We start from the raw sequence: 24,522 nt of genomic DNA, 5'->3' as shown, positions 1-24,522 counted from the left end.
GGGTCCGTACGAGCGTGAAGGAGAGACCACATGGCGTGGCTGCTGGTCGTCGTGGCCGGGCTGCTGGAGACGGGCTTCGCGATCTGCCTGAAGCTCTCCCACGGCTTCACCCGGCTGTGGCCGACCATCGCCTTCGCCAGCTTCGCGCTCGGCAGCTTCGGCCTGCTGACGCTCTCGCTGAAGAAGCTCGACGTGGGCCCGGCGTACGCGGTCTGGACGGGCATCGGGGCGGCGGGCACCGCGATCTACGGCATGGTCTTCATGGACGACCTCGTCTCGGTGCTCAAGATCGTCTCGATCGGCCTCGTCATCGCGGGTGTCATCGGCCTCCAGCTCTCGGGCTCGGCGCACTGAGGGCGGGCCGCGCGGCCGGTCGACCGCGACTGGATCACGCGGCGGGCGCGTGGATACTGTTCGGCCATGGCCGACTACCACGATGATCTGCGCCTCGCTCACGTCCTGGCCGACGCGGCCGACGCCACCACGATGGAGCGCTTCAAGGCGCTGGATCTGAAGGTCGAGACGAAACCCGACCTGACGCCCGTGACCGAGGCGGACAAGGCGGCCGAGGAGCTGATCCGCTCCCAGCTCCAGCGGGCCAGGCCGCGCGACGCGATCCTCGGCGAGGAGTACGGGCTGCGCGGCACCGGCCCGCGCCGCTGGGTCATCGACCCGATCGACGGGACGAAGAACTACGTGCGCGGGGTGCCGGTCTGGGCGACCCTCATCTCGCTCATGGAGCTGTTCCCCGGACGCGAGGGCGAGCAGGGCACGTGGCACCCGGTGGTCGGCGTCGTCTCGGCACCGGCTTTGAACCGCCGCTGGTGGGCGGCGTACGGGCACGGCGCCTTCACCGGGCGCAGCCTCACCTCGGCGAGCCGGCTGCGGGTCTCGGGCGTACGGCGCATGGCGGACGCCTCGTTCGCGTACTCCTCGCTCACCGGCTGGGAGGAGCAGGGCCGCCTGAACGGGCTGCTCGACCTGAGCCGGGCGGTGTGGCGCACGCGCGGCTACGGGGACTTCTGGCCGTACATGATGGTCGCCGAGGGCTCGGTGGACATCTGCGCCGAACCGGAGCTGTCGCTGTGGGACATGGCGGCGAACGCGATCGTGGTCACGGAGGCGGGCGGCACCTTCACCGGCCTCGACGGCCGACCGGGCCCGCACAGCGGCAACGCGGCGGCGTCGAACGGGGTGCTGCACGACGAGCTGCTGAGCTATCTGAACCAGCGGTACTGAGGGGGGCGGTTGCACTCCGCGGGAGAGGGCGGGCGGGACGCCGCCTCCGCGGGGTGAGGGGGCTGCCCTCTGCTGGGCGAGGGCGGCTGCCCTCCGCAGGGTGAAGGGGCAGCAGCCCCCGCGACGTAGGGGACGCCGCCTCCACGAGGTGAGTGGGCGCTCACTCACCCGCGTCGCGCCTGTGGACAAGTGCGGCGAACCCGCACAACGGCTCACTCGTACGGGTGAGACGGTGTGCGGGTTTCAGCGAGTTATCCACAGATGTGGTGGGAGGGCGGGGGGCGCGGGTGGGGATTTGGGAGACTTGTATAGGGGTCGCCCCCCGGGCGGGAGGGGGCTGAGCACCGTCACGTGTGCGCCGCCGCACGCTCAAGACCACCCGACCGCCCCCGCCCTCACCCCCTCCGCACCCTCACCCCCGCCTCCCCCCGACCCCCACCCTCACCGCCTCCCCCGCACCGCCTCCTCCAGCCGCTTCCCGAAGTCCCCGTCCGCCTGCCGGAAGTTCTCGATCGCCCGCTGCGCGATGTCGTCCCGCGAGACGCCCGCGATCGAGTCGGCGAGGTTGGTGATCAGCCGCTCCTTGGCGTCCTCGGGCATGAGCCGGTACAGGTTCCCCGCCTGAACGAAGTCGTCGTCCTCCGCGTGCCGGGGCGTCTCGTACAGGCCCGTCGCGCCCGCGACCCCGGTCGGCTGCCACAGGGGCTGCCCGGTCTGCGCGGGGCCGCCGAAGCTGTTCGGCTCGTAGTTCTTCGTACCGCCGTGGCGGCCGTCGTAGAGGAAACCGTCACGGCTGTACGTGCGCGCCTCGGCCGCGTGCGGGCGGTTGACCGGGAGGTGGTCGGCGTTGATGCCGACGCGGTAGCGGTGCGCGTCCCCGTAGGCGAAGAGCCGGCCCTGGAGCATCTTGTCCGGCGAGGGGCCGATGCCGGGCACGAAGTGCGCCGGGCTGAAGATCGACTGCTCGACCTCGGCGAAGATGTTCTCCGGGTTGCGGTTGAGCTCCAGCTTCCCGATCTCGATCGGCGGGTAGTCGGCGTGCGGCCACACCTTCGTGAGGTCGAAGGGGTTGAAGCGGTAGTTCTCGGCGTCGGCGGCGGGCATGATCTGCGCCTGCACCGTCCAGCTCGGGTACTCGCCGCGCTCGATCGCCTCCCGCAGGTCGCGCTGGTGCGAGTCGGGGTCCGCGCCCGCGAGCTTCGCCGCCTCCTCGACGGTCAGCGTCTTGATGCCCTGGTCGGTCTTGAAGTGGTACTTGACCCAGAAGATCTCCCCGGCCGCGTTGTTCCACTGGTACGTGTGCGAACCGAAGCCGTCCATGTGACGGTACGAGGCGGGGATGCCGCGATCGCCGAAGAGCCAGGTCACCTGGTGCGTGGACTCGGGCGACAGGCCCCAGAAGTCCCACACGTTGTCCGGCTCCTGCGAGCCCGTGTAGGGGTCGCGCTTCTGGGTGTGGATGAAGTCGGGGAACTTGATGGCGTCCCGGACGAAGAAGACCGGGGTGTTGTTCCCGACGAGGTCGTAATTGCCGTCCTCCGTGTAGAACTTCAGCGCGAAGCCGCGCGGGTCGCGCACGGCGTCCGGGGCGCCGAGGTTGCCGGCGACGGTCGAGAAGCGCAGAAAGGTCTCGGTCCGCTTTCCGACCTCGGAGAGGAAACGGGCCCGCGTCCAGCGGCTCACGTCGGCGGTGACGGTGAAGGACCCGTAGGCGCCGGCGCCCCGGGCGTGCACGACGCGCTCGGGGATGCGCTCGCGGTTGAAGTGGGCCAGCTTCTCCAGGAGCGACTGGTCCTGGACGAGGACAGGCCCGCCGACACCCGCGCTCTCGCTGTTCTGGTTGTCGGCGACCGGAGCCCCGGCCTCGGTCGTGAGTGGTCCCTGCCCCTGCGTCACTGCTGCCTCCCGCATCGTTCCGGCTCGGATGAACCGCAGAACGATCCTACATTGGACTTCATCTAACTCAAGCTCGCCTCCAAAGCGACACTCGTTCGGAATCAGGCCGGTCGCCTGTTACCCTTTGCCCTATGAGTGACCTTCTGGAACGGCTTCGTGGGCGCGGCTGGCGCATGACGGCGCAGCGCCGCGTGGTCGCCGAGGTGCTCGACGGCGACCACGTCCATCTGACCGCCGACGAGGTGCACGCGCGAGCCGCGCGGCGCCTCCCCGAGATCTCGCGTGCCACCGTCTACAACACGCTCGGCGAGATGGTCTCGCTCGGTGAGGTCATCGAGGTCGCGACCGACCACCGCGCCAAGCGCTACGACCCCAACGCGCACCACCCGCACCAGCACCTGGTCTGCGCGAACTGCGGGGCCGTCCGCGACGTCCGCCCGGCGGGCGACCCGCTGAAGGACCTTCCCGCCGACGAGCGCTTCGGCTACACGGTCTCGGACGTGGAGATCACCTATCGCGGCCTGTGCCCCGACTGCGCGAGCGCCTGAAGGCAACCGCGCGAGCGCGCCCGGGAACGGTCGCGCCCCGCGCCGGAAAACACCGATGGGCCGGAGATCAATGATCTCCGGCCCATTCGGCCTTGGTAGCGGGGACAGGATTTGAACCTGCGACCTCTGGGTTATGAGCCCAGCGAGCTACCGAGCTGCTCCACCCCGCGTCGGTGAACCCGACTCTACGGGGCGCCCCCACCCGGAAGCAAATCGGTATCCCGCCCGCCCCGCCGGGCCCCATCAGGCCCAAGCCCGCCCACCAAACCGAGCGGGCGCACCCCATCGAGCCGACCATCGGATCGAGCCCGTCCGGCGGTTGAGGACAAGCGGCTCGCCAGGCCGTCCCGCTCGCGCCGCCGGCCTCACGCGCTCAGTTCCTCCCGCAGCGCCTCCCGCAACCGGCCCGCCCGCTCGGCCACCTCCCCCGGCCCCGCGGCCACAGCGGCATCGCACCAGTGCTGGCTCTCCTCCAGCTCCCCCCGCCGCGCGAAGAACAGCCCGAGCCGCAGCGCCGCGCGCCCGTGCCCGGCCTCGGCGGCTCGGCGCCACCACAGGGCCGCCTCCGGCTCCCCGCCCTCGCGGGCGAGCAGCAGGCCGAGGTTGAAGGCCCCGTTGCGGCTGCCCGCCTCGGCGGCCGCGCGGTACCAGCGGGCCGCCGTCTCGACCTCGCCGCGCTCGGCGGCGAGCATCCCGGCCCGTACCTGGGCGCGCCGGTGGCCCTGCTCGGCGGCGCGCTCGTACCAGGCCGCGGACTCGTCGCGCGCGGCGACGCTGCTCTCACCGAGCCGGGGCGGGCCCTGCGGCGGACGGCGGGCGTCGAGGAGCGCCGCGAGGCGGTACGCGCCCTCGGCACTGCCGCCGCCCGCCGCGCAGCGCAGGTGCCGCTCGGCGGAGCGCTCGTCTCCCTCGCGCAGGAGGGCCATGCCGACCTGGAGGGCCGCCTCGGCGTGCCCGGCGGAGGCGGCGCGCTCGTACCAGCGCAGCGCGCCGTCCTCGTCGCCGCGTCCCGCGTGCAGGATGCCGAGGTTGAAGGCGGCGTCGACGCTGCCGGTCTCGGCGGCCTTGGAGAACCAGGGCTCGGCGCCGGCGGCGTCCCCGGCCTGCAGGAGCAGGACGGCGAGCGCGTTGGACGCCTCGCGGTGGCCCGCGTAGGCGGCGCGGCGGTACCACTGCTCGGCCTGCGCGGTGCGGCCCTGTGCGGCGCAGAGCAGGGCGAGGTTGTAGGCGCCGTTGTGGTCACCCGCGTCCATGGCCGCGCGGTACCAGCGCTCGGCCGTCTGGTGCTCGCCGCGCTCGGCGTGGAGGGCGCCGAGGGCGTTCGCGGCGTTGCCGTCGCCGTCGTGGGCGGCCTTGAGCCACCACACGGCGGCGTTCTCCTCGTCGCCCGCGTCACGGAGCAGGAAGCCGAGGGCGCAGGCGGCGCGCGTCTCGCCCTCGCGGGCGGAGCTGAGGTACCAGCGGCCCGCCTCCTTGAGCTTGCCGCGCCGCTCCAGGAGGGCGCCGAGCTGGAGCGCCGCGCCCCGGTGGCCGCGCGCGGCGGCCTGGCGGTACCACTGCTCGGCCTCGCGGGTCAGCTCCTCGGCGCGCGCCTTGCCCTGCTCCTTGCCCTGGTTCTCGCCGGCCGCCGGGGTGCGGGGGCCGGGGACCGGGGCCGCGCCCTTGGGGCGGCTGGGCTGGGGGCGGCGCGGCCCTGGCAGGACGGGGCCTCTGGCGCGGCGCGCGGTCTCGCGGGCACGGCGCTCCAGGGTTCTGGCGAGGCGGTAGGAGGCTTCGCGGTGCCCGTGCTCGGCGGCGCGGCGCAGCCAGCGCTCGGCGCCCGCCTCGCCGCGGTGCTCCAGGAGGTCGGCGAGGGCGAAGGCGCCGTGCACGTGGCCCTGTTCGGCGGACTGGCGCAGCCAGTACTCGGCGGCGGGTTCGTCGCCGCGCTCGCGGTGGTGGCGGCCGAGCGAGTGCGCGGCGGCGGCGGAGCCGGCGACGGCGGCGACGCGCCACCAGCCGGCGGCCTCTTCCTTATAGCCGCGCTGGTGGAGCAGGACGCCGAGGTTGTTGGCGGCGGCGCGGTCGCCCGCGGAGGTGGCGGAGCGCAGGTAGGGCTCGGCCTCCTCCAGGGCTCCGGCGCGCAGGAACTGGGCGCCCAGCTCGCTCATCGCCGCGGTGTCCCCGGCCGCCGCCGCGGCCCTGCGGCGCGCCTCCGCCTCGGCGTCCGTGAGGTCGGGCGCGAGGGTCTCGGGCGCCGGGACGCGGCCGGCGAAGGGGTCGGGACCGGCGAGGGGGCCGGGGGCGGGGTCGTCCGCCAGGTCGGCGGTGCCGGTGAAGTCCTCGGCGGGCTCAGCGGGGGCGGTCGAGGCGAACAGCGTGTCGGTGCCCGCCGTCACCGGCCGGGGCACGGCCGGGGCCGCGCCCGGTCGCGGCTGGGCGATGCCGGGGGGCGGGATCAGCGCCGTACCGCTCTCGGCCTCTTCGGCCCACGGCGTACCGGAGGGCATGAACCGTCCCGATTCCCACCACGTCGCCCTGTCCCCCACAACGTCCATCGTCGCACCACCCGCGAGCCCGTACACCTGGTATATCCGGGTCCCCTTGAGGTCTCTACAGCTAATCGAGGTCTCTACAACGTTTTATCGACATGCCCACATGAGGGCACGTCAAACTCGGAACACCCAACTACCCCCGTAAGCTTCACTCTTCACATGCGGAGGCTCTCCGATCTCGGTCCGTCCGTACAGCCGACACACGGGGCGGGTCCCAGGTGGTCCCAGCCTCGCGCGGCGGACCGCCGTGCGGATGAGTAGTCGTACTCAAGCAGAGAGGACTGACAGGCTCCGGTACGCGCCCCCGGGGGCGGTCGCGGTGGTGTGCCCGCACAGCAAAGAAGGCCCGGACCCCTTTCGGGACCCGGGCCTCCTCCTTCGTAGCGGGGACAGGATTTGAACCTGCGACCTCTGGGTTATGAGCCCAGCGAGCTACCGAGCTGCTCCACCCCGCGTCGTTGTGTTCACCACGCTATCACGCGGAACGGGGCCGGCCCGCCCCCGAGGACCGGGGGCGGGTACCGCCTCAGGTGCTGGAGCCCGAACCTTCCTTCTTCGGGGGCGACTTGGAGTCGGAGGACGGCTTCGACGCCGCGTCCTGCGCCTTCGCCGCGCGCTCCAGGGCGTCCTGGAGGCGGTCCTGCGCCTCGCCGTACGCCTTCCAGTCGCCGTCCTTGAGGGCCTGCTGCCCGTCCTCGAAGGACTTCTCGGCGTCGTCGAGGGCGCCTTGCAGGGTCTTGTCGCCCTTGGCGGGCGGCTCCTGTTTCTGCCCCTGGTCCTCGTCGCCCGGCGGTGTCTCGGACTCGGCGCCGAAGACGACGTTGAGCGCCTTGTCGAGGGTCTCCTCGAAGGCCGTCTTCCCGGCGTAGGTGACGAGGACGCGCTTGAGCAGCGGGTACTTCAGGCCGCTGCCGCGCACGTAGACCGGTTCGACGTAGAGGAACTCGCCGTCGAGCGGCACGGTGAGCAGGTTGCCGTACTCGACTTCCGAGTCACCACCCCGCAGAAGTCTGATCTTCTCGGCGATGGCCTCGTTCGAGTTGAACTTGCTCTGCACCTGTTTGGGCCCGTCGGTCGTACTGGCCGTGGGCATTTTCAGCAGGGTGAGTCTGCCGTAGTCCTTGGTGCCGGCCTCGGCGTTCACCGACAGGAAGGCGCTGAGGTTGTCGCGCCTGGTCGGGGTGAAGGTCGTGGTGAGCGAGAACGCCTGCGCGTCCTCGCCGGGCACCTTCATGCTCAGGTAGTACGGCGGGATGGAGTTGCCCGACTTGTTCGTCGGGTCGTCCGGGACCTGCCAGACCTCGGAGCCGCTGAGGAAGGTCTGCGCGCTGCTCACGTGGTAGCGGGTGAGCAGTTCACGCTGGACCTTGAAGAGGTCCTGCGGGTAGCGCAGGTGCTCCATGAGCTCCGAGGAGATCGCCGAACGGGGCTCGACGGTGTGCGGGAACGCCTTCATCCAGGTCTTGAGGACGGGGTCCTCGGTGTCCCACTGGTAGAGCTTGACCTCGCCGGTGTACGCGTCGACGGTCGCCTTCACCGAGTTGCGGATGTAGTTGACCTGGTTCTGCTGGGCGACCACCGCGCGCTGGTTGTTCGCGGCGGTGAGCGAGTCGGCCGTCGTGTCGCCGAGCGTGGTGCGCGAGGCGTACGGGTAGCCGTTCGTCGTCGTGTACGCGTCGACGATCCACTGGATACGGCCCTTGACGACGGCCGGGTAGGCGTCGCCGTCGATCGTGAGCCAGGGCGCGACGGCCTCGACGCGGTCCTTCGGGGTGCGGTTGTAGAGGACGCGCGAGCCGTCCCCGATGGCGCCCGAGTAGAGGATCTGCGGCTCGCCGAAGGCCACCGCGTACGCGGCCCGGTTGAGCGGGTTGGAGAGGCTCACGCCGCTCTTGCCCGTGTACCGGGTGGACTTCTCGCCGTCGTCGTCGGAGTAGTCGAGCTCCTTCTGCGGGCCGCCGACGATCGAGTACTGGGTCGTCTTCTCGCCGTAGTAGATGCGCTGCTCGTAGGTGCCCAGCTCGCCCTTGGAGGGGAGGTCGGACTCGGTGAAGACGGGCAGGCCGCCGGATTCGGCGTCGTCCCCCTTGGCCGCGACGGCGCCGTAGCCGTGGGTGTAGCGGAAGTGGTCGTTGATCCAGTTCCGCTTCGGGATGCCGTTGAGGTTCAGCTCACGCAGCCCGATGACGGTGTCCTGGTCGTTGCCGTCCTTGTCCTTGTACCGGTCCACGTCCAGGTTCGAGGGGAAGGCGTAGTAGTCCTTCATCTGCTGGCGCTGCTGGAAGGTGGGCGAGACGACGTTGGGGTCCATGATCCGGTAGCTCGCCGCCTGGTCGGCGTCGGCGCGCAGCTTGGACTTGTCGTCGGTCTCGCTCTTGCCCGGGTACTCGCTGACCTTGGCGTCGTCGATCCCGTACGCCTTCTTGGTGGCGGTCAGGTTCTTCTGGACGTACGGGGCTTCCTTGGCCTGCTCGTTGGGCTGGACCGTGAACTTCTGCACGACCGCCGGGTAGAGGCCGCCGATGAGGATCGCGGAGAGCACCATGAGGCCGAAGCCGATCACCGGGAGCTGCCAGGTGCGGCGCCACAGCGTCGCGAAGAACAGCAGCGCGCAGATGATCGCGATGCAGAAGAGGATCGTCTTCGCCGGGAGGTAGGCGTTGGCGTCGACGTACCGCAGGCCCGTCCAGTTGTCGGTGGCCTTGAAGTCGCTGGACTTCACGGCGAGTCCGTAGCGGTCGAGCCAGTAGGCGACGGCCTTGAGCGAGACGAAGACGCCGAGCAGGACGGAGAGGTGCCCGGTGAACGCCTTGGTGACGCGCTGGCCGGGGCTCGTGACCCGTACCCCGCCGTAGAGGTAGTGGGTCAGGAGCGCCGCGATGACCGAGAGGACGACGGCGGCGAAGCCGAAGCCGAGCAGGAAGCGGTACCAGGGCAGGTCGAAGGCGTAGAAGGAGACGTCCAGGTGGAACTGGGGGTCCTTCTGGTGGAACGACTGCCCGTTGACCCACATGAGCCAGGTGCGCCACTGGCCTGCCGCGGACGCCCCGGAGACGAGGCCGACGAGGGCGGTGATGCCGAGGAGCAGCCACTTCTTGTACGGGGCGATGCCCATCCGGTAGCGGTCGAGGTTCTGCTGCTCCATCGACATCGCGCTGAGCGGGGGCCGCAGCCGGTGCGCCAGCCAGATGTTGACGCCGACGGCGGCGGCCATGAGCAGCCCGAAGACGACGAAGAGGCCGACCTTCGTCTTGAGGGTCGTGGTGAAGACCGAGGAGAAGTGGAGGGAGCGGTACCAGAGCCAGTCCGTCCAGAAGCCCGCGAACATGACGAAGGCCATGGCCAGCACGGCCAGGACGCCGAGCGTCATGAGCAGGGTGCGGACCCGCCGGGAGGGGCGGCCCACTCTGATCCGTGGCCCCGTCGGGCCTCCGCCGCGGTCCGGCATCTGGAAAGCCAAGGTGCGCACCTCGAAGTTCGCTGTGGTGGTGGTCGGTCGGTGTCGGTGGGGCTGCCGCGCGGAAACGGCGGGGCGTCACGACCCCGACCGGTTGCCCGGTTGGGCCCGATTCGCCCGTTTCATGGGGCCCGTGCGGCAAGTCCCACACCCATGCAACTTAACGAAGCTTTACTCAGTTCCCGTCCTGGCCCCCGAAGAGGGCAGGATATTGCCCATGTCCAAAGATTCCCCCGCCAGCCCCCCGCCCGCAGCGACCCCCCTCACCCGTGCCGTACTGGAGATCGATACCTACGCGGCCGGTCTCGGCTGGGACCAGCCGGCCCGGCTCTTCGCCCTCGTCGACACGGGCCGGCTGCGCGCCGAGGAACCGGAACTCGCCGAGCGGCTCGGTCTCGACGAGGGCGCCGCGGCCGGCACGCTGACCCCGGTCGAGCAGGAGGAGGTCCCCGCGGACGTCCCGCTCGACGAGTTCCTCGCCACGATCGGCTGGCCGGACGCGGTCGCCGGCTGCGCGCTCACCATCGAGCGCCTCATGCTGCCGCCGTCCGCCGAGGCGAGCGTCCCCGAGGACCTCGACGAGGCCGCGCTCGCGGCGTGGGTCGCGAAGCACCCGGAGCGGCAGGAGGTCCGGATGACCGTCGCGGTGCTGCGCGACGGGGACCGCGAGTCGGCGCTGCGGCTGCGCGAGAAGGACTCCGAGCTCGACGTCCTGACGGGCGCGGACCTGGTGCCGGGTCTCGCGCAGGCGCTGGAGGCGACGTTCGCGGCGTAGCCACGAGCGAGGGGGCGTGCGGGGGCGAACTCAAGGGGGGCGGACCCGCGACGGGTCCGCCCCCCTTTCTTCGCGCCCGCTCAGCTCTTCGCGCAGGAGGGGAGGCCGTCGGGCTTGCCCGCGCGGATCTTGTCGAGGGCCTTCACGGCGTCGTCGATCGTGCGGACCTTGACGAGGGTGAGCCCGTCGGGGGTGTCCTCGCTCGCCGCGGCGCAGTTGTCGGCGGGGGTGAGGAAGTACTGGGCTCCGGCGCGGCGCGCGCCGACCGTCTTCATGCCGATGCCGCCGATCGCGCCGACCTTCCCGTCGTCGTCGATCGTGCCGGTACCGGCGACGAACTTGCCGCCCGTGAGGTCGCCCGGGGTGAGCTTGTCGACGAGGCCGAGGGCGAACATGAGGCCGGCGCTGGGGCCGCCGACGTCGGCGAGCTTGATGTCGATGGAGAACGGGAAGGTGTGGTCGACTCCGGCCTGGATGCCGACGATGGGGCGGCTGGGGCCCTGGTCCTTGCCCGAGCGGGCGGTCGTGACGGTGACGTCGTGGGCGCCCGTCGGCCGCTCGTGGCGTTTCTCAGCTGCCGCGGCCTTCGCGGCGGGGATCACGGAGAAGCGGACCTTCTCGCCGACCTCGTGCTTCGTCACCGCCTCGGCGACGTCGTCGGCCTCCTCGACCTTCGTCCCGTCGACGCTCTCGATGACGTCGCCCGCGTGCAGCCTGCCCTCGGCGGGGCTGTCCTTGGTGACGGCGGCGACGACGATGCGCGAGGAGACGGGGATGTCGAGTTCCCTGAGCGCCGCGACCTTGGCGTTCTCCTGCGACTGGGAGAACTCCTCGGCGTTCTCCTGCGTCGACTGCTCCTCGGTCGTGCCCTTGGGGTAGAGGTTGTCGTGCGGGACGATGATCGAGTCGCCCGAGAGCCAGCCCCAGACCGCCTCGGGGAGGTTCATCCGGTAGTCGGGGCTCGTGACGCGCACCGTGGTCATGTTCAGGTGGCCGCTCGCCTCGTACGTCTTGCGGCCCGAGACCTGGAGCACCGGCTCGCCGCCGTGGTCGGCGAGCGTGTTGACGGTGGGGCCCGGCGACATCTCCGCGTACGGGACCGGGATCAGCACGCCCGCGCACAGGAGTGCGACGAGGACGAGTGTCGAGGTGAGGAGGGTCACGGTACGGCGCGGCATGGCACGACAGTACGGGACGGGCCTGTGTCCGCACGCCCGGGCCCTCCGGGCCCGGCGAACGGGTGAGAGCGGCGGGGCTCAGGCGCTTTCGGCGGGCTCTTCCCTGGCCGCGCGCCCGGCCGAGAGCGGCGGGGTCCAGGCGGCTTCGGCGGGCTCTTCCCTGGCGGCGCGCTCCGTGCCCTGCTTCTCCATCGCGGCGCGGAACTTCTCGTACCCGGCCAGCTCGGGGCCGTCGCCCGTCCTGCGGGTCCGGTTGGCCCACATGGCCCACAGGCCCGCGCCGACGGCGGCCACAAGCGGAATCAGCAACCACGCGAGTGCAGCCATGCCGACCTCCGACTCCCCGACTGTGTCACCTACTGGCTGATCAGCAGATTAACCAGCTGCCAGTGCAACGCTCGCTGGCGGGGTGCGGTTACGCAACCGGAGGGGGCGGGTGGTCTCAGCAGGCTCCGACCCATTCCTCGCGGCCGTCCGTGAAGCGCTGGTGCTTCCAGATGGGCACCTCGTGCTTGAGGTCGTCGATGAGGCGGCGGCAGGCGGCGAAGGCCTCGCCTCGGTGCGGGCAGGAGACGGCGACGACGACGGCGAGGTCCCCGATCACGAGATCGCCGACGCGGTGCGTCGCGGCGAGGGCCCGTACCGGGAAGTCGGCCGCGACCTTCTCCGCGACACGCCGCAGTTCCATCTCCGCGCTCGGGTGGCTGGAGTAGCTGAGCGAGGCGACGTCCTCGCCCCCGTCGTGGTCGCGCACCGTACCGACGAAGAGCGCGGTGCCTCCGGCGGCGTCGTCACCGACGGCGGCGAAGACCTCGTCGACGGAGAGCGGGGTGTCACGGATGGCGAGGAGTTTGATCGGATCGGTGTCGGTCATGTCCTCATGGTGCCGCCTCCGGGGATCGCACCACACCCAGCCCCTCCGGCGATTGAGGAGCGGGGTCCGGGGCGGAGCCCCGCGAGGTCACAGCCGCCTGCGGGCTTTCCGCGCCCTGCGGACGAGCGCCGCCGTACCGAGCAGCGCGACCGTCGCCCCCGCGGCGCCCGCGGCAGTGGCGTCCTTGCGGCCCAGGCGCCGCCCGGCGACCGTACGACGTCCCGCGACCTCTTCCAGCAGCTCCGCCAGGACCTCCTCGTTGCTCCACGCGGGGCGCCAGCCCGCGTCGTGGAGGCGGCTGCCGCTGACGACCCACGGGTTCATCGTGTAGGCGAGGTCGCCGGCCGGGGAGGGGGTGAGGCCGATGCGGTGCAGGCGCGCGGCGGCGCCGAGGGCGACGGCGGAGGGGAGTTCCATGCGGCGGATGCCGCTCAGCTCCTCGACCTCCTCCTGTTCGAGCCAGCCGTCGCAGCCGACCGCCAGCTCTCCCTCGGCCTTCTCCAGGACCGCGTACTCCAGGGCGCTGACCAGGTCCTCGACGTGGCAGAACTGCCAGGCCGGGCGGGAGCCGGCGACGACGAGGAGGCGCGGGGACTCGAAGTAACGGGTCAGGGCCGTGTCGGTGCCGCCGACGAGGACGGCGGGGCGCAGCACGGTGACGTTGAGGCCGGGGTGGGCGCGCGGGGCGCGGCGGGCGAGGCGCTCGATCTCCAGGAGGTCGCCGACGCCGGTGGCCTCGGCGGTCGCCTTCAGCTCGGCGTCCTCGGCGAGCGGCAGCGGGTTGTCGGGGAGCGCCCCGTAGACCATCGCGGAGGTGCAGAGCACGACGCGGTGGACGCCGGCGGCGGCCGCCGAGGTCAGGACGGTCTGGGTGCCGCGCACGTTGTAGGCGGTGCGCGCGGCGGGCTCCGTCTCCAGGTCGAGATCGACGGCGAGGTGCACGACGACGTCGGCGCCGCGCAGTTTCTCGGCGAGGGCGGGGTCGCGGACGTCGAGGGTGTGCCAGGTGGCCTCGGGGTTGTCGCCGCGCTTCTCGTCGATCGCGAGGACCCGGCCGATGGCGTCGGAGGCGGTCAGGCGCTCGACGAGGAGGGCTCCGATGCCGTGCGCGGCGCCGGTCACGGCGACGACGGGACCGCGCGCGGCGGACCCGGTCGGGTTTCGCGCTGCGCGAACCTGCGGATCTGGGGAACTCACCAGGCGTCTCCAGCGGTTGTCTGTCGTACGTACGGGCATGACGCGTACGTACCAGGTGGCGTCCATCCTGCCGCAGGCAGCGCGTCGGCGGAGCACCGAGCCCCGAGCCGGTCCCGGTGTCTACGCTGGGTGGTACGTGGGCGTCATGCGCTCACCGCCCAGGGCAGCCGCCGCCGGACTCGTGCCGGTGGCCCTAACAGCCGAGGAAACCCGTGAGTGACAACCCATTCGGATTCGGCCTTCCGCCGGAGGAGCCGGACGACGGCGACGAAGGCAAGAAGAAGGACAGCACCGGCGGGTCCCAGGGCTCGGGTTCCGGTGCCGGGCAGACCCCGGGCAACCCGTTCGGTTTCGGCCTGCCGGGGGGCGCGGGCGGGGACAACCCGTTCGGCGCGCTCTTCGGCTCCATGGGGTCGAACGACCTGGGCGCCGCCTTCCAGCAGCTCGGGCAGATGCTGAGCTTCGACGGCGGCCCGGTGAACTGGGACATGGCCAAGCAGATCGCCCGCCAGACGGTCTCGCAGGGCACGTCCGACGGCACGAAGGACCGGAGCGTGGGCCCGGCGGAGCGCGCGGCCGTCGAGGAGGCGGTGCGGCTCGCCGATCTGTGGCTCGACGACGCGACCTCGCTGCCGAGCGGCGCGGGCTCGGCCGTGGCGTGGAGCCGCGCCGAGTGGGTCGAGGCGACCCTGCCGGTGTGGAAGGACCTCGTGGACCCGGTCGCCGAGCGGGTCGGGACGGCGATGGGCCAGGTGCTGCCCGAGGAGATGCAGGCCATGGCGGGCCCGCTGCTCGGGGTGATGCGCTCGATGGGCGGGGCCATGTTCGGCACGCAGATCGGGCAGGCCGTGGGGCAACTCGCGGGCGAGGTCGTGGGCTCGACGGACATCGGGCTGCCGCTCGGCCCGGCGGGCAAGGCGGCGCTGCTGCCGCTCAACATCGAGGTCTTCGGCAAGGACCTCGGGGTGCCGAAGGACGAGGTGCGGCTCTACCTGGCACTGCGCGAGGCCGCCCACCAGCGGCTCTTCGCGCACGTGCCGTGGCTGCGCTCGCACCTGTTCGGCGCGGTCGAGGGCTACGCCCGCGGCATCACGGTGGACACCTCGAAGCTGGAGGACGCGGTCGGCAATCTCGACCCGTCGAACCCGGAGCAGTTGCAGGAGGCGCTCCAGTCCGGCATGTTCCAGCCGCAGGACACGCCGGAGCAGAAGGCGGCGCTGGCGCGTCTGGAGACGGCGCTCGCGCTCGTCGAGGGCTGGGTCGACGCGGTCGTGCACGCGGCGGCGAAGCCGCGCCTGGGCTCGGCGGACGCGCTGCGCGAGACGCTGCGCAGGCGGCGCGCCTCGGGCGGTCCGGCGGAGCAGACCTTCGCGACGCTGATCGGTCTGGAGCTGCGTCCGCGCAGGCTGCGGGACGCCTCGCGGCTGTGGGCCTCGCTCGCCGACGCGCGCGGCGTGGACGGCAGGGACGGCCTGTGGGCGCACCCGGACATGCTGCCGACCGCGCAGGACCTGGACGACCCGGACGGTTTCGTCCACCGCGAGCAGCTGGACTTCTCCGAGCTGGACAAGATGCTCGGCGAGGCGGCCTCGGGCAAGGGCCCTGACCTGGAGAAGAAGGAGCGGCCGGAGGCTACGGACGCGGACCCGGGGATGAAGGACGCCCCGGAGGACGCCTCCGACGACGCTGACGGCTCCGGCGGTTCCGGCGACTCGGGGGACGACGGGGAGCGGGGTTCCGGCGCGTGAGCCTGTACGGGGACGCGTACGGCGTCCTGAAGCGCTACGAGGGGCAGCCGGAGCTGCGGGACGCGTACCTGGCGCACCTCGACGCGCACCCGCAGGACGGCATGTGGAAGTCGTGCGGGGCCGGGCACGTCACGGCGAGCGCGCTCGTGGTGTGCCCGGAGCGCGGCGAGGTGCTGCTCACGCTCCACCGCAAGCTGCGGCTGTGGCTCCAGATGGGCGGCCACTGCGAGCCGGGCGACGTCACGCTCGCGGAGGCGGCGCTGCGCGAGGCCCGCGAGGAGTCGGGCATCGAGGCGCTCGATCTGCACCCCGGCGGCCCGGTGCGCCTCGACCGGCACCCCATCCCGGGCCCGTGCACGCAGCACTTCGACGTGCAGTACGTGGCCCTCGCCCCGGCCGCCGCCGCGGCCCGGATCAGCGACGAGTCCCTCGACCTGCGCTGGTTCGGCTACGCGGAGGCGGCGGAGATCGGCGACGCCTCGGTGGCGCTGCTCGTGGCAGCGGCACGGGAGGCGCTGGGGGGCTGAGCGGGGCCTTCGGCGGTACGGGGGCGGGACGGGCTCTCGGCGGGTACGGGGGCGGGACGGGCTTACGGGGGTGGGGCGGCGCCTCGCGCGGGGCGCCGCCTCGTACCCGTACCGTCGCGCCCGTACCCGTACCGCCGTGCGCCAGCGCGGACCCGTACCGTCTCCGGTTCCCGGACCCGGGTCGTCACTCCCAGGCGTTGCCCTGGTTCTGGCCGACGCCGTAGTGGCCGCGGACGCCCGCGAGGTGGGCGTTCTGCGGGGGGAGCATCTCGCTGGGCTGGACGAGGACGTGGCCCTGGCCGAGGAAGCTCAGCTCCCAGCCCTCGCCCGTGTTGCCGCGGCGGCGGAAGACGCCGCTGGACTGCGTCTGGGACTGCATCTGGACCCGCAGGGACGTACTCCAGGCGACGACGGCGTCGGAGTCGACGTTGACGTAGTTCTGCCCGGTGACTTCGAGGAGCAGCGGCGTACCGGAGGTCATGAGGGCGACCTTGCCGTTGCCCGTGAGGTTGAGCTGGTACTTCCCGGAGCCCGAGATGCCGTACTGGCTGTCGACGGCGATGACCTCGGTGTGCAGCGCGGAGTCGAGGGCTAGGACGTAGGCGCTGTCGACGGTGAGGCCCTCGTGGTCGACGTCGAGGAGGTGCAGGTACTGGCCGAGGTTCGCGAGGAACACGGTGCCCTGGCCCGTACAGCGCATGAGGTCGAGGCCCTCGCCCGTCATGCGGCGGGAGCGGCGCTGCCCCGCGCTCTGGTACTCGCCGTCGAACTCCATGAGTCCCTGGTAGGCGACCATCGCGCCCTTGCGGGCGAGGACGTCCTCGTGCCCGGTGAGGGCGATGCGCAGCAGTTGCGGGTTCTGGAGCGTCCAGCGCTCCTGGGTCTGCTGTTCGGTGTGTGCGAAGAGCGGGCTCTGCATGTCGGTGTCCCCCCTCAGCCCCGGATACGGAGCCGGTCGGTGCTGTCCTCGCTGGGCTGGACGACGACGATCCCCTGCCCCGAGAAGGCCATCTGGTACGCCTCGCCGCTGCCGCGGCCGATCATCGATCCCGCCTTGAAGCTGCGCTTGCCCTTGACCTTGAGGTTCGGGGACCAGGCGACGAGCGCGTCGGGGTCGACGTACGTCTCGTCGTCGCCGCGCCCGCAATCCACGACGATCGGCGTGCCGCGCGAGGTGAGCGCGATCCAGCCGTCTCCGCCGACCGTGACGTTGAACATGCCCTGGCCGGCGAACTTGGCGAGACCCTTGACGCGTTCGACGCCCCACTGGAGGTGCGCGTCGAAGGCGAGGATGTTGGTGCCGTTGACGGAGATGCTCTCGCCGCCGAGGTTCAGGACGACGACGTCCGCGCCGTAGTCGGCGAGGTAGAGGAGTCCGTCACCGCTGCACTTCATGAGCGGCGCGCCCTCGCCGGTGAGCCAGCCCCCGGCGAGCTGACGGACGGTGGGCGGGTTGGACTCGTACTGGATGAAGCCCTCGTAGGCGATCATCGAGCCGGAGCGGGCGTAGAGGTCCCGGCCGTTGCTCATGGCGATCTTGGCGATGTGGTGGCCGTGCGTGTCCATCCGGGCCTGCACGGGGGTCGCGGCGAAGCCCGCGAGGTGCTGCTGCATCATGCGCTTGCCTGTCTCGTCTCTCGTGGTCTCGCGTGATCTGGCGTGGTCTCTCGCGGGCTTCAGATCTCGTACGGCTGGACGACGATGAAGTTGCCCGGGGCGCCGCGGAACTGGAGGTTGACCGATTCGCCGCTGTGGCCGGGGTAGGCGTTGCGGCGCAGGCGTACCTGGCTGGAGAGGACGACCTGCGAGGCGGCCGACCAGGCGACGACGGCGTTGGCGTCGGCGAAGGTGGTCGGCGTGACCGGGAGGACGACGGGGGTTCCGTGCGTCTTGACGATCACGGTGCCGGTGCCCTGGAACTGCATCGTGAAGAGCGAGCCGCCGGGGAGCCCGTGGCCGTCGATGCGGCGCACCTCGCGCTGGAGGGATTCGTCGAAGGCGAGGACGGACTCGGCGGAGACGCAGATGGCGTCGCCCTGGAGCTCGATGGGGTGCAGGTGCGCCTCGTCCTCGGCGAGGAAGACCTGCCCCTTGCCCGTGCAGCGCATGAGCTGGAGTTCCTGGCCCGTCGCGTTGCCGACGATGCGGCCCTTGAACCCTGCTCCCTTGTAGCTGAAATCGACCTTGCCCTGGTAGAGCACCATGCTGCCCTGGCGCGCGAGGACCGGACTGCCGTCCTCGCCGAGGTCGACGCGGACGAGCTTGTGGTTCTGCTGCGTCCAGCGGCGCCCGGTGGGGACCTCGCGGTACTTCTCCAGGTTGACGGCGACACCCTTGGGGGAATTGCCCTCGGGGATGGGCTGGCCGCCGCTCTGCGGGGCGCCGGGGAACGCGGGGCCGCCGGGAGCGGGCGGGAAGCCGGGGGCTCCGGGGGCGGGCGGGAAGCCGGGGGCTCCGGGGGCGGGCGGGGCGGCGCCGAAGGGGGGCGCGTGGTAGCCGTCGGCGGTGGGGGGCGTAGCCGGGGGCGCCGGGGGCGAGGGGAAGGGGGCCACGACGGTGGGGGCGGCGTGGACGTCGGGTGGCTGGGGGGCGGGGGGAGCGAAGGGGGCGGGGGCGGGTGCTGGGGGCGACGCGGGTGGGGCGACGGGGGCGGCGTAGGACTGGGGGGCGGCGGGCTGAGGGGCCGTGGGCTGGGGGGCCGTGGGCTGGGGCTGGGGCTCCGGTTCGGGGGAGGTGGGGGGCGCGAAGGCGGGCGGGGCGAAGCCGGGGGCCTGCTGCTGGGCCGGGACCTCTGCCGGTGCCTCCTCCTCCAGTACCTCGCCGCCGAAGTTGCGCAGCAGTGCCTCCAGGCCGCCGTCGAAGCCCTGGCCCACGGCGGCGAAGCGCCAGCCGTCCTTGTAGTACAGGTCGCCGACCATCACGGCACGCTCGGTGCTGAACTCGGAGCCCGTGAAGGAGTACCTGGCGACTTCCTCGCCCCCGGCGACGATCCGCAGATACCCGGGCCCTGCCTGCGACATCTGCCCGGCGCCGTCGATGGTCGCCGTGAAGGAGAGCTTCCTGATCTGCTCGGGCACCCGGTCGAGCGTCACCCGGAACGACTCGGTGTCACCGGCCTGCGGGCCGAGGAGCTGAAGGGACTCCTCGGGGGATTTCGGCTGGTTGAAGAAGATGAAGTACCGGTCGTCGGAGAGCGTCTCCTCGGCGTCCAGCCCGAAGCAGCTGATGTCGAAGGTGAGCCCGGGACCGCCGATCCGCACCCCGATGTACAGATCCGTCCCCGCTGTGAGGTCAGTGATACGCGCTTTGTGGCCACGCTGGAATTCCCTGGACATACCCGCTGACCGCCCCCCATCCCGTAGATATCCCGTAGATCCCGTCCTGCCGTTCACCGTGCCGCGTCGGCACGGCCCGGCCGCGCGTACGGACTTGGCTGGTTCCGTACGGTACGAGGCCGCGCCGCCCTTCCACCACCGCGTCACGACGAACTGTGCGCAGAACCGCGCGTACGACCACCGGCGAAAGAGCACGACTGGCACGAACGGCACGGATGGGGCACGAACGCCCGTCCGGGAGGGGAGGGTGCGGCGGCCAGGCTAACCGGTTCGGGGGGCGGGGCGGGGCGGAGGGGCGGGGGGCGGGGCGGGGCGAGGGGGTGGTGGGGCAGGGAGGCTGAGGGGTGGGGATGAGGGCGAGGGGGTGGGTGCTGTGGGCAGCTGGCCGCGCTTGGGGGCGGCACGCGCACGCCGACACGCGCACGCCCGGCTCGCGGACAGCCCCCTCCTTCCCGGCACCCACGCCCGCGCCCGCCCGCGCCCCTCCGCCGCGTACCGGCCGATCAGTCCGTCGTGTCCGGTGCCGCCGGGGTATCCGGGAGGGCGTGGGGGAGGGTGCGGCCCGCGACGACGCCCTCCAGGAAGCCGCGCGCGCGTTCCGTACGCGGATACGCGTCGAGCAGGGCCCAGAAGCGTGCGCCGTGGCCGGGGACGAGAAGGTGGGCGAGTTCGTGGAGGAGGACGTAGTCGATGACGTACTCGGGCATGCCCTGGAGTCGGTGCGACAAGCGGATGCTGCCCTCGGCCGGCGTGCAGGAGCCCCAGCGCGTGTTCTGGTTGGTGACCCAGCGGACCGTGTCGGGGCGCGCGTGGCCGTCGAGGTACTGACGCGACAGCTGCGCGGCGCGCTCCGTCAGCTCGGTGTCGCCGAGCCGCCGTTTGCTCTCCTGCGCGGCGAGGCGGTCGAGCATCTTCGTCACCCAGCGTCGCTCCTCGGCTGCCGACATCCGTGCCGGGATGAGCACGATGGTGCGGTCGCCTTCGCGGTACGCGGAGACCGTGCGGCGCCTGCGGGCGCTGCGGCGCACCTCCACGGCGGTACGCGCGGGCTGCGACTGTCCGGCGCTGGGCCGGACGCCGTCGCTCGCCCGGTTCAGGGGATCGGCGGACATTCCTCGACGTTACCCGCTCACCGCACCGGACGTCCCGCCTCCGGACATACCCCGCACCGCGCCCTCACACGCTCCGGACCTCACCACCCCGCCCAACCCCCGCGTTCATACGACGAACACCACCATCTGTGGATAACTCCCGCCTCCCGATTTGCGCTTTCCCGCAGGATGGTCTCAGCGGTCACGGAGTGCGAGCGAACCGTGACAGCAACCGGTACGGGACAGGTCTGTCCCGGCGCAACCGGCGACGACGCGGGACGAAAGACGAGAGAGGCGTGAGGCGCGATGGTGCGTGCGGTGACGGGAGCGGTGACCGGTACGGGTGCGGTCTCCGGTACGAGTGCGGTGACCGGTACGGGTGCGGTCTCCGGTACGGGTTCGAGTACGGCGACAGGTGCGGGTACGCAGCGGGCGCGGCCCGTTGTCGGGGCGGGTGGCGGCGGCCGGGAGTCGGCGCGGCGGCGAGGCCTCGGTCTGGGCCGGCCGGGCACGGGCCGGCACCGGGCGGTCGCGCCTCCCGCAGCGGCGGGGCGGGAGGCGGCGGCAGCGGTGATGGTGGCCGGGGCGGGACGGGCTGGGGGGACGGTTCGGGCCGACGCTGCGGTACGGAGTGGGACGGCGGTACGAGACGGGGCTGCGCTCGGGCGCAGTGGTGGGCCCGGTCCGGCCGGGCTGCCGCGTTCCGGGCCGACGGTGCCGCCGCCCGCGGTGGGACGGCCACCCGTGCCTTCTTACACGCGCCCGCAGGCGCCGCCCCCTCCCCTGTTCACGCATCCCACGGTCAAGCCCGCGTTGCGGCGGGCGTGGCGGGACCTGGGGACGGTGCAGTTCGGGATGACGCGCGCCCACGCCTCGGTCCTCGGACCGCTCGACCCGGGCTCGGCGAGCCTGCTGAGGCTGCTCGACGGTACGCGGGGGCTGTCGCTGCTGTACGCCGAGGGCGCGCGGAATGGGCTGTCCCCGGCGGACGTGGACCGGCTCCTGGACACGCTGGCGGGCAGCGGGCTTCTGGAGGACGCGACGGGCGGGAGCGAGGCGGCACGGGAGGTGCGGCAGGACGCGGAGCTGATGGACCGCCTGCGCCCCGATCTCGCCTCGCTCGCACTGCTCGACCGGCGCCCGGCGGGTGCGGTGGAGGCGCTCGCGGCGCGGACGGGCGCCCGTGTCCTGGTACGGGGTGCGGGGCGGGTCGGGGCCGCGGTCGCCGCGTTGCTCGCGGCTGCGGGCATCGGCGCGGTGGAGGTGATGGACGGGGGCCGGGTCGAGCCGGCGGACGTGTCCCCCGCCGGGTTGCCGCCGAACGCGATCGGCACCCGGCGGGCAGAGGCGGCACGGCGGCTCGTCAGCGAATCGGCCCCGAGCGGGCGGCGCCGCTCACGGCCCGAGGCCGAGGCCGGGCGGCTCGGTGAAGCACCGCCGCCCGACCTCGTCGTCCTCGCCCCGCGTGATGCCGTGGCCGTGCACGCCCCGGACCCCCAGGTCGCCGAACCCCTGCTCGCGGGGGGCATTCCACACCTGTACGCGGGGGTCGTCGAGACGACCGGCATCGTCGGGCCTCTCGTTCTCCCAGGCCGTACGGCCTGCGCGGGCTGCCTGGAACGCCACCGCGTCGAACGCGAGGCGGGACACGCGCGTCTCCTCGCGCAGTGGCGCTCCGGCCGGACACACCGCGTCGAGCCCGTCGACCTGGCGCTCGCGACCACCGTCGCGGCACTCACCGCGAGCCACGCGCTGAGCTTCCTCGACGGCCACCTCCCGACCACGGTGGGCGAGCGCTGGGAGACCGACCTGCCCACCCTGGCCTGGACCCGCCACCACCTGCCGCCCCACTCCCACTGCCCCTGCGGAGCCGGCACGGCGGACCGCTGGGAGCCGGCACCCCCTGCCACGACTCCCGCTACGCCCCGCACCTCGGAGACGAGGCAGCAGGCCCCGGAACCCCGGCACGACCAGGCCAGGCGGGCGGGGGCCCCGCGGACGATCACAAGGGGGTCGGTCATGCACCAGCGGTGATCGCACGCCTCCGGCGCGAATCCGGGGAAGAGGACTCCAGGGGCGGCGAGCTGGAAGACCGGGACGGGGCAAGAAGCGCGGGCAGGAGGCAGGAAGCGCGGGGCAGCGGGCAGGGAACGCGGCGCGGGAGCCGGCGCCGGAACCGGAAGCCCGGCGGGTGAGCCGGGAGCCCAGCCCCGGAACCGGAAGCCCGGCGCGGGAATCGAGAGCCGGGCGCGGGAACCGGAGCCCGGCGCCGGAACCGGGAGCCCGGCGCGTGAGCCGGCGCCGGAACCGGGAGTCCCGCGCGCGAGCTGGGAGCCCAGCGCCGGTACCGGAAGCCCGGCGCCGGAACCGGGAGCCCGGCGCGGGAACCGAGAGCCGGGCGCGGGAATCGAGAGCCGGGCGCCGGAACCGGGAGCCCGGCGCCGGAACCGAGAGTTCAGCGCCGGAACCGGAAGCCCGGGACGGGAGCCCCACCCCCGGGCTTCCTCCAGCAGCCCCCTCTCGCAACCGGGTTGTGCCCTGGGGTGGTTCGGGGCGGGCGGGTGACAATGGCGGTGGGCGCCGTGCTGTGCGGCGTGAGTGGAGCGGAGGGCGTATGTCGGAGCTTCCTCGGAAGGCGGTGACGCGGACGGCGAAGCTGGCGACGCTGCCGCTCGGGTTCGCGGGGCGGGCCACGTGGGGGCTCGGGCGGAGGATCGGGGGTGCTTCGGCCGAGCTGGTGGGGCGGGAGGTGCAGCAGCGGACGGCTGAGCAGTTGTTCAAGGTGCTGGGGGAACTCAAGGGCGGGGCCATGAAGTTCGGGCAGGCGCTCTCGGTGTTCGAGTCGGCGCTGCCCGAGGAGTTGGCGGGTCCCTACCGGGCGGCGTTGACCCGGCTTCAGGAGGCGGCACCGCCGATGCCGGTGGCGACGGTGCGGGGCTTGCTCGCGGAGCGGCTCGGTGAGGACTGGCCGGAGCTTTTCCGGTCCTTCGACGAGGAGCCGGCCGCCGCGGCGTCGATCGGACAGGTGCACCGGGCCGTGTGGCACGACGGGCGGGCCGTCGCGGTGAAGGTGCAGTATCCGGGGGCCGGGCGGGCGTTGCTCGGGGATCTCGCCCAGCTCGGGATGGTGGCGCGGGTGCTCGGGCCGGTCGTGCCGGGCATCGACATCAAGCCGCTCGTCGCGGAGTTGCGCGAGCGGGTGGCCGAGGAGCTGGACTACGGGCTGGAGGCGGCGGCGCAGCAGGCGCACGCGGAGGAGTTCGCGGGCGATCCCGACGTGTTCGTGCCCCGGGTCGTGCACCAGGGGCCCGAGGTGCTGGTGACGGAGTGGGTGGAGGGGGTGCCGCTCGCCGAGGTGATCGCCTCGGGGACGCCGGAGCAGCGGGATCGCGCCGGGCAGTTGCTCGCGCACTTCCTCTTCTGCGGCCCGGCCAGGACCGGGCTGCTGCACGCGGACCCGCATCCGGGGAACTTCCGGCTGCTCCCCGATGAGCACGGCGGGGGTGAGGAGGGCTGGCGGCTGGCGGTGCTCGACTTCGGGACGGTCGATCGCCTGCCGGGCGGGCTTCCCCCGATCATCGGGCGGTCCTTGCGGCTCGGTCTCACCGACGACGCGGAGGAGGTGCACGCCTCGCTGCGGGCGGAGGGCTTCATCCGGGAGAAGGTGGAGCTGGACGAACGTGCGGTGCTCGAGTTCCTGCGGCCGATGATCGAGCCGGCCGCCGTGGACGAGTTCGGCTTCACCCGGCAGTGGTTGCGTGGGCAGGCCGCGCGGCTCGCCGATCCCCGCTCCCCCGCGCACCACTTGGGCCGCAAGCTGAACCTGCCGCCCGCCTACCTGCTGATCCACCGCGTGACGCTCAGCACGATCGGTGTGCTGTGCCAGTTGGGGGCGCGGGTGCGGCTGCGTGAGGAGTTGGAGAACTGGCTGCCGGGCTTCGCCGCCGACTGCCCGGAGGGTGAACTGCCCGGCTTCTGGGCGGAGGACGAGGGCGAGAACGCGGGCGAGGGCGAGGGCGAGGGCGACGGGTAGGTCCCCGGCGAAGCGCGCCGGGCAAGCCCCCGCCACGGCGCACCGGCCAAGGGCCCCGACCGGCGCACGCCGCAGATGCCCCGACACGGC

19 protein-coding genes and 2 tRNA genes are annotated in these 24,522 nt (G+C 72.7%); 8 read left to right on the top strand and 13 right to left on the bottom strand.

Features of this window, described 5'->3' with window-relative positions:
• The first annotated feature begins 30 nt into the window (after window positions 1–30).
• Window positions 31–354, top strand: a complete 324-nt coding sequence (locus tag ACIP4O_RS13250) for a multidrug efflux SMR transporter (protein ID WP_007822261.1) — start codon at window positions 31–33, stop codon at window positions 352–354.
• A gap of 66 nt (window positions 355–420) precedes the next feature.
• A complete protein-coding gene (gene hisN, locus ACIP4O_RS13245) occupies window positions 421–1,239 on the top strand; it encodes a histidinol-phosphatase (protein ID WP_164287921.1) in 819 nt (272 codons plus the stop codon).
• 441 nt (window positions 1,240–1,680) lie between these two features.
• Here the strand turns inward: hisN and ACIP4O_RS13240 are convergent, their stop codons facing one another.
• Complete coding sequence (locus ACIP4O_RS13240; protein WP_401574588.1) at window positions 1,681–3,150, bottom strand: catalase; 1,470 nt, start codon at window positions 3,148–3,150, stop codon at window positions 1,681–1,683.
• A gap of 116 nt (window positions 3,151–3,266) precedes the next feature.
• Here ACIP4O_RS13240 and ACIP4O_RS13235 point away from each other — a divergent pair, with 116 nt between their 5' ends.
• Window positions 3,267–3,683, top strand: a complete 417-nt coding sequence (locus tag ACIP4O_RS13235; protein WP_361333807.1) for a Fur family transcriptional regulator — start codon at window positions 3,267–3,269, stop codon at window positions 3,681–3,683.
• A gap of 93 nt (window positions 3,684–3,776) precedes the next feature.
• On the opposite strand, the gene ACIP4O_RS13230 is transcribed toward ACIP4O_RS13235, so the two are convergent.
• The 4 genes from ACIP4O_RS13230 to ACIP4O_RS13215 all read right to left on the bottom strand — a co-directional run bounded on the left by ACIP4O_RS13230 (window position 3,777) and on the right by ACIP4O_RS13215 (window position 9,665).
• Window positions 3,777–3,853, bottom strand: a tRNA-Met gene (locus ACIP4O_RS13230).
• A gap of 195 nt (window positions 3,854–4,048) precedes the next feature.
• A complete protein-coding gene (locus tag ACIP4O_RS13225; RefSeq protein ID WP_401574587.1) occupies window positions 4,049–6,220 on the bottom strand; it encodes a tetratricopeptide repeat protein in 2,172 nt (723 codons plus the stop codon).
• A gap of 378 nt (window positions 6,221–6,598) precedes the next feature.
• Window positions 6,599–6,672: transfer RNA gene (locus ACIP4O_RS13220), tRNA-Met, on the bottom strand.
• Window positions 6,673–6,743: 71 nt separating this feature from the next.
• On the bottom strand, window positions 6,744–9,665 hold the full coding sequence (locus ACIP4O_RS13215) for a UPF0182 family protein (RefSeq protein ID WP_401574942.1): 2,922 nt from the start codon (window positions 9,663–9,665) through the stop codon (window positions 6,744–6,746).
• 226 nt (window positions 9,666–9,891) lie between these two features.
• Here ACIP4O_RS13215 and ACIP4O_RS13210 point away from each other — a divergent pair, with 226 nt between their 5' ends.
• Complete coding sequence (locus tag ACIP4O_RS13210) at window positions 9,892–10,449, top strand: PPA1309 family protein (RefSeq protein WP_361333810.1); 558 nt, start codon at window positions 9,892–9,894, stop codon at window positions 10,447–10,449.
• A gap of 80 nt (window positions 10,450–10,529) precedes the next feature.
• Here the strand turns inward: ACIP4O_RS13210 and ACIP4O_RS13205 are convergent, their stop codons facing one another.
• The 4 genes from ACIP4O_RS13205 to ACIP4O_RS13190 form a co-directional block, all read right to left on the bottom strand.
• Complete coding sequence (locus tag ACIP4O_RS13205; RefSeq protein ID WP_401574586.1) at window positions 10,530–11,627, bottom strand: PDZ domain-containing protein; 1,098 nt, start codon at window positions 11,625–11,627, stop codon at window positions 10,530–10,532.
• A 78-nt stretch (window positions 11,628–11,705) separates the two neighbouring features.
• Window positions 11,706–11,954, bottom strand: coding sequence for a hypothetical protein (locus tag ACIP4O_RS13200; RefSeq protein WP_401574584.1), 249 nt, complete (start codon window positions 11,952–11,954; stop codon window positions 11,706–11,708).
• A gap of 115 nt (window positions 11,955–12,069) precedes the next feature.
• Window positions 12,070–12,501 carry a molybdenum cofactor biosynthesis protein MoaE gene (locus tag ACIP4O_RS13195; protein ID WP_401574583.1) on the bottom strand — a complete coding sequence of 144 codons (432 nt, stop codon included), beginning with the start codon at window positions 12,499–12,501 and terminating at the stop codon, window positions 12,070–12,072.
• Between the two features lie 87 nt (window positions 12,502–12,588).
• Entirely contained in the window at window positions 12,589–13,698 is a 1,110-nt protein-coding gene (locus ACIP4O_RS13190; protein ID WP_361333821.1) for an SDR family oxidoreductase, read from the bottom strand.
• A gap of 212 nt (window positions 13,699–13,910) precedes the next feature.
• Between ACIP4O_RS13190 and ACIP4O_RS13185 the strand changes: the two genes are divergently transcribed.
• Both ACIP4O_RS13185 and ACIP4O_RS13180 read left to right on the top strand, forming a co-directional pair.
• Entirely contained in the window at window positions 13,911–15,446 is a 1,536-nt protein-coding gene (locus tag ACIP4O_RS13185; RefSeq protein ID WP_401574582.1) for a zinc-dependent metalloprotease, read from the top strand.
• Entirely contained in the window at window positions 15,443–15,973 is a 531-nt protein-coding gene (locus tag ACIP4O_RS13180; protein WP_401574580.1) for an NUDIX hydrolase, read from the top strand. Before ACIP4O_RS13185 ends, ACIP4O_RS13180 begins: the two co-directional genes overlap by 4 nt.
• 184 nt (window positions 15,974–16,157) lie before the next feature.
• Here ACIP4O_RS13180 and ACIP4O_RS13175 read toward each other — a convergent pair whose 3' ends face one another.
• From ACIP4O_RS13175 to ACIP4O_RS13160, 4 genes are all read right to left on the bottom strand, one after another.
• Entirely contained in the window at window positions 16,158–16,892 is a 735-nt protein-coding gene (locus ACIP4O_RS13175) for an AIM24 family protein (RefSeq protein WP_361333830.1), read from the bottom strand.
• A 14-nt stretch (window positions 16,893–16,906) separates the two neighbouring features.
• The gene (locus ACIP4O_RS13170; protein WP_361333884.1) at window positions 16,907–17,587 is read right to left on the bottom strand and encodes an AIM24 family protein; all 681 of its coding nucleotides are present in this window, start codon (window positions 17,585–17,587) and stop codon (window positions 16,907–16,909) included.
• A gap of 62 nt (window positions 17,588–17,649) precedes the next feature.
• Window positions 17,650–19,308: a TerD family protein gene (locus ACIP4O_RS13165; protein WP_401574579.1), complete on the bottom strand. Its 1,659-nt coding sequence runs from the start codon at window positions 19,306–19,308 to the stop codon at window positions 17,650–17,652.
• Window positions 19,309–19,811: 503 nt separating this feature from the next.
• Window positions 19,812–20,420, bottom strand: coding sequence for a M48 family metallopeptidase (locus ACIP4O_RS13160; protein WP_401574578.1), 609 nt, complete (start codon window positions 20,418–20,420; stop codon window positions 19,812–19,814).
• Window positions 20,421–21,212: 792 nt separating this feature from the next.
• On the opposite strand from ACIP4O_RS13160, the gene ACIP4O_RS13155 reads away from it, so the two are divergent.
• Together ACIP4O_RS13155 and ACIP4O_RS13150 are read left to right on the top strand one after the other, a co-directional pair.
• Window positions 21,213–22,433, top strand: a complete 1,221-nt coding sequence (locus tag ACIP4O_RS13155; RefSeq protein ID WP_401574941.1) for a TOMM precursor leader peptide-binding protein — start codon at window positions 21,213–21,215, stop codon at window positions 22,431–22,433.
• 580 nt (window positions 22,434–23,013) lie between these two features.
• Window positions 23,014–24,432, top strand: coding sequence for an ABC1 kinase family protein (locus tag ACIP4O_RS13150; protein ID WP_401574577.1), 1,419 nt, complete (start codon window positions 23,014–23,016; stop codon window positions 24,430–24,432).
• Window positions 24,433–24,522: the final 90 nt, after the last annotated feature.

This window comes from Streptomyces sp. NPDC088923 (genome assembly GCF_044749745.1).
Taxonomy (GTDB): Bacteria; Actinomycetota; Actinomycetes; order Streptomycetales; family Streptomycetaceae; genus Streptomyces.
Note: the sequence above shows the minus strand (reverse complement) of the source record. Positions and strands in the feature narration are given on the sequence as shown.

Bases quoted from the DNA above. Each gene is read 5' to 3' on its own strand.
- ACIP4O_RS13250 (WP_007822261.1), top strand. From the start codon at position 31: ATGGCGTGGCTGCTGGTCGTCGTGGCCGGGCTGCTGGAGACGGGCTTC.
- hisN (WP_164287921.1), top strand. From the start codon at position 421: ATGGCCGACTACCACGATGATCTGCGCCTCGCTCACGTCCTGGCCGAC.
- ACIP4O_RS13240 (WP_401574588.1), bottom strand. From the start codon at position 3,150: ATGCGGGAGGCAGCAGTGACGCAGGGGCAGGGACCACTCACGACCGAG.
- ACIP4O_RS13235 (WP_361333807.1), top strand. From the start codon at position 3,267: ATGAGTGACCTTCTGGAACGGCTTCGTGGGCGCGGCTGGCGCATGACG.
- ACIP4O_RS13225 (WP_401574587.1), bottom strand. From the start codon at position 6,220: ATGGACGTTGTGGGGGACAGGGCGACGTGGTGGGAATCGGGACGGTTC.
- ACIP4O_RS13215 (WP_401574942.1), bottom strand. From the start codon at position 9,665: ATGCCGGACCGCGGCGGAGGCCCGACGGGGCCACGGATCAGAGTGGGC.
- ACIP4O_RS13210 (WP_361333810.1), top strand. From the start codon at position 9,892: ATGTCCAAAGATTCCCCCGCCAGCCCCCCGCCCGCAGCGACCCCCCTC.
- ACIP4O_RS13205 (WP_401574586.1), bottom strand. From the start codon at position 11,627: ATGCCGCGCCGTACCGTGACCCTCCTCACCTCGACACTCGTCCTCGTC.
- ACIP4O_RS13200 (WP_401574584.1), bottom strand. From the start codon at position 11,954: ATGGCTGCACTCGCGTGGTTGCTGATTCCGCTTGTGGCCGCCGTCGGC.
- ACIP4O_RS13195 (WP_401574583.1), bottom strand. From the start codon at position 12,501: ATGACCGACACCGATCCGATCAAACTCCTCGCCATCCGTGACACCCCG.
- ACIP4O_RS13175 (WP_361333830.1), bottom strand. From the start codon at position 16,892: ATGCAGAGCCCGCTCTTCGCACACACCGAACAGCAGACCCAGGAGCGC.
- ACIP4O_RS13170 (WP_361333884.1), bottom strand. From the start codon at position 17,587: ATGCAGCAGCACCTCGCGGGCTTCGCCGCGACCCCCGTGCAGGCCCGG.
- ACIP4O_RS13165 (WP_401574579.1), bottom strand. From the start codon at position 19,308: ATGTCCAGGGAATTCCAGCGTGGCCACAAAGCGCGTATCACTGACCTC.
- ACIP4O_RS13160 (WP_401574578.1), bottom strand. From the start codon at position 20,420: ATGTCCGCCGATCCCCTGAACCGGGCGAGCGACGGCGTCCGGCCCAGC.
- ACIP4O_RS13150 (WP_401574577.1), top strand. From the start codon at position 23,014: ATGTCGGAGCTTCCTCGGAAGGCGGTGACGCGGACGGCGAAGCTGGCG.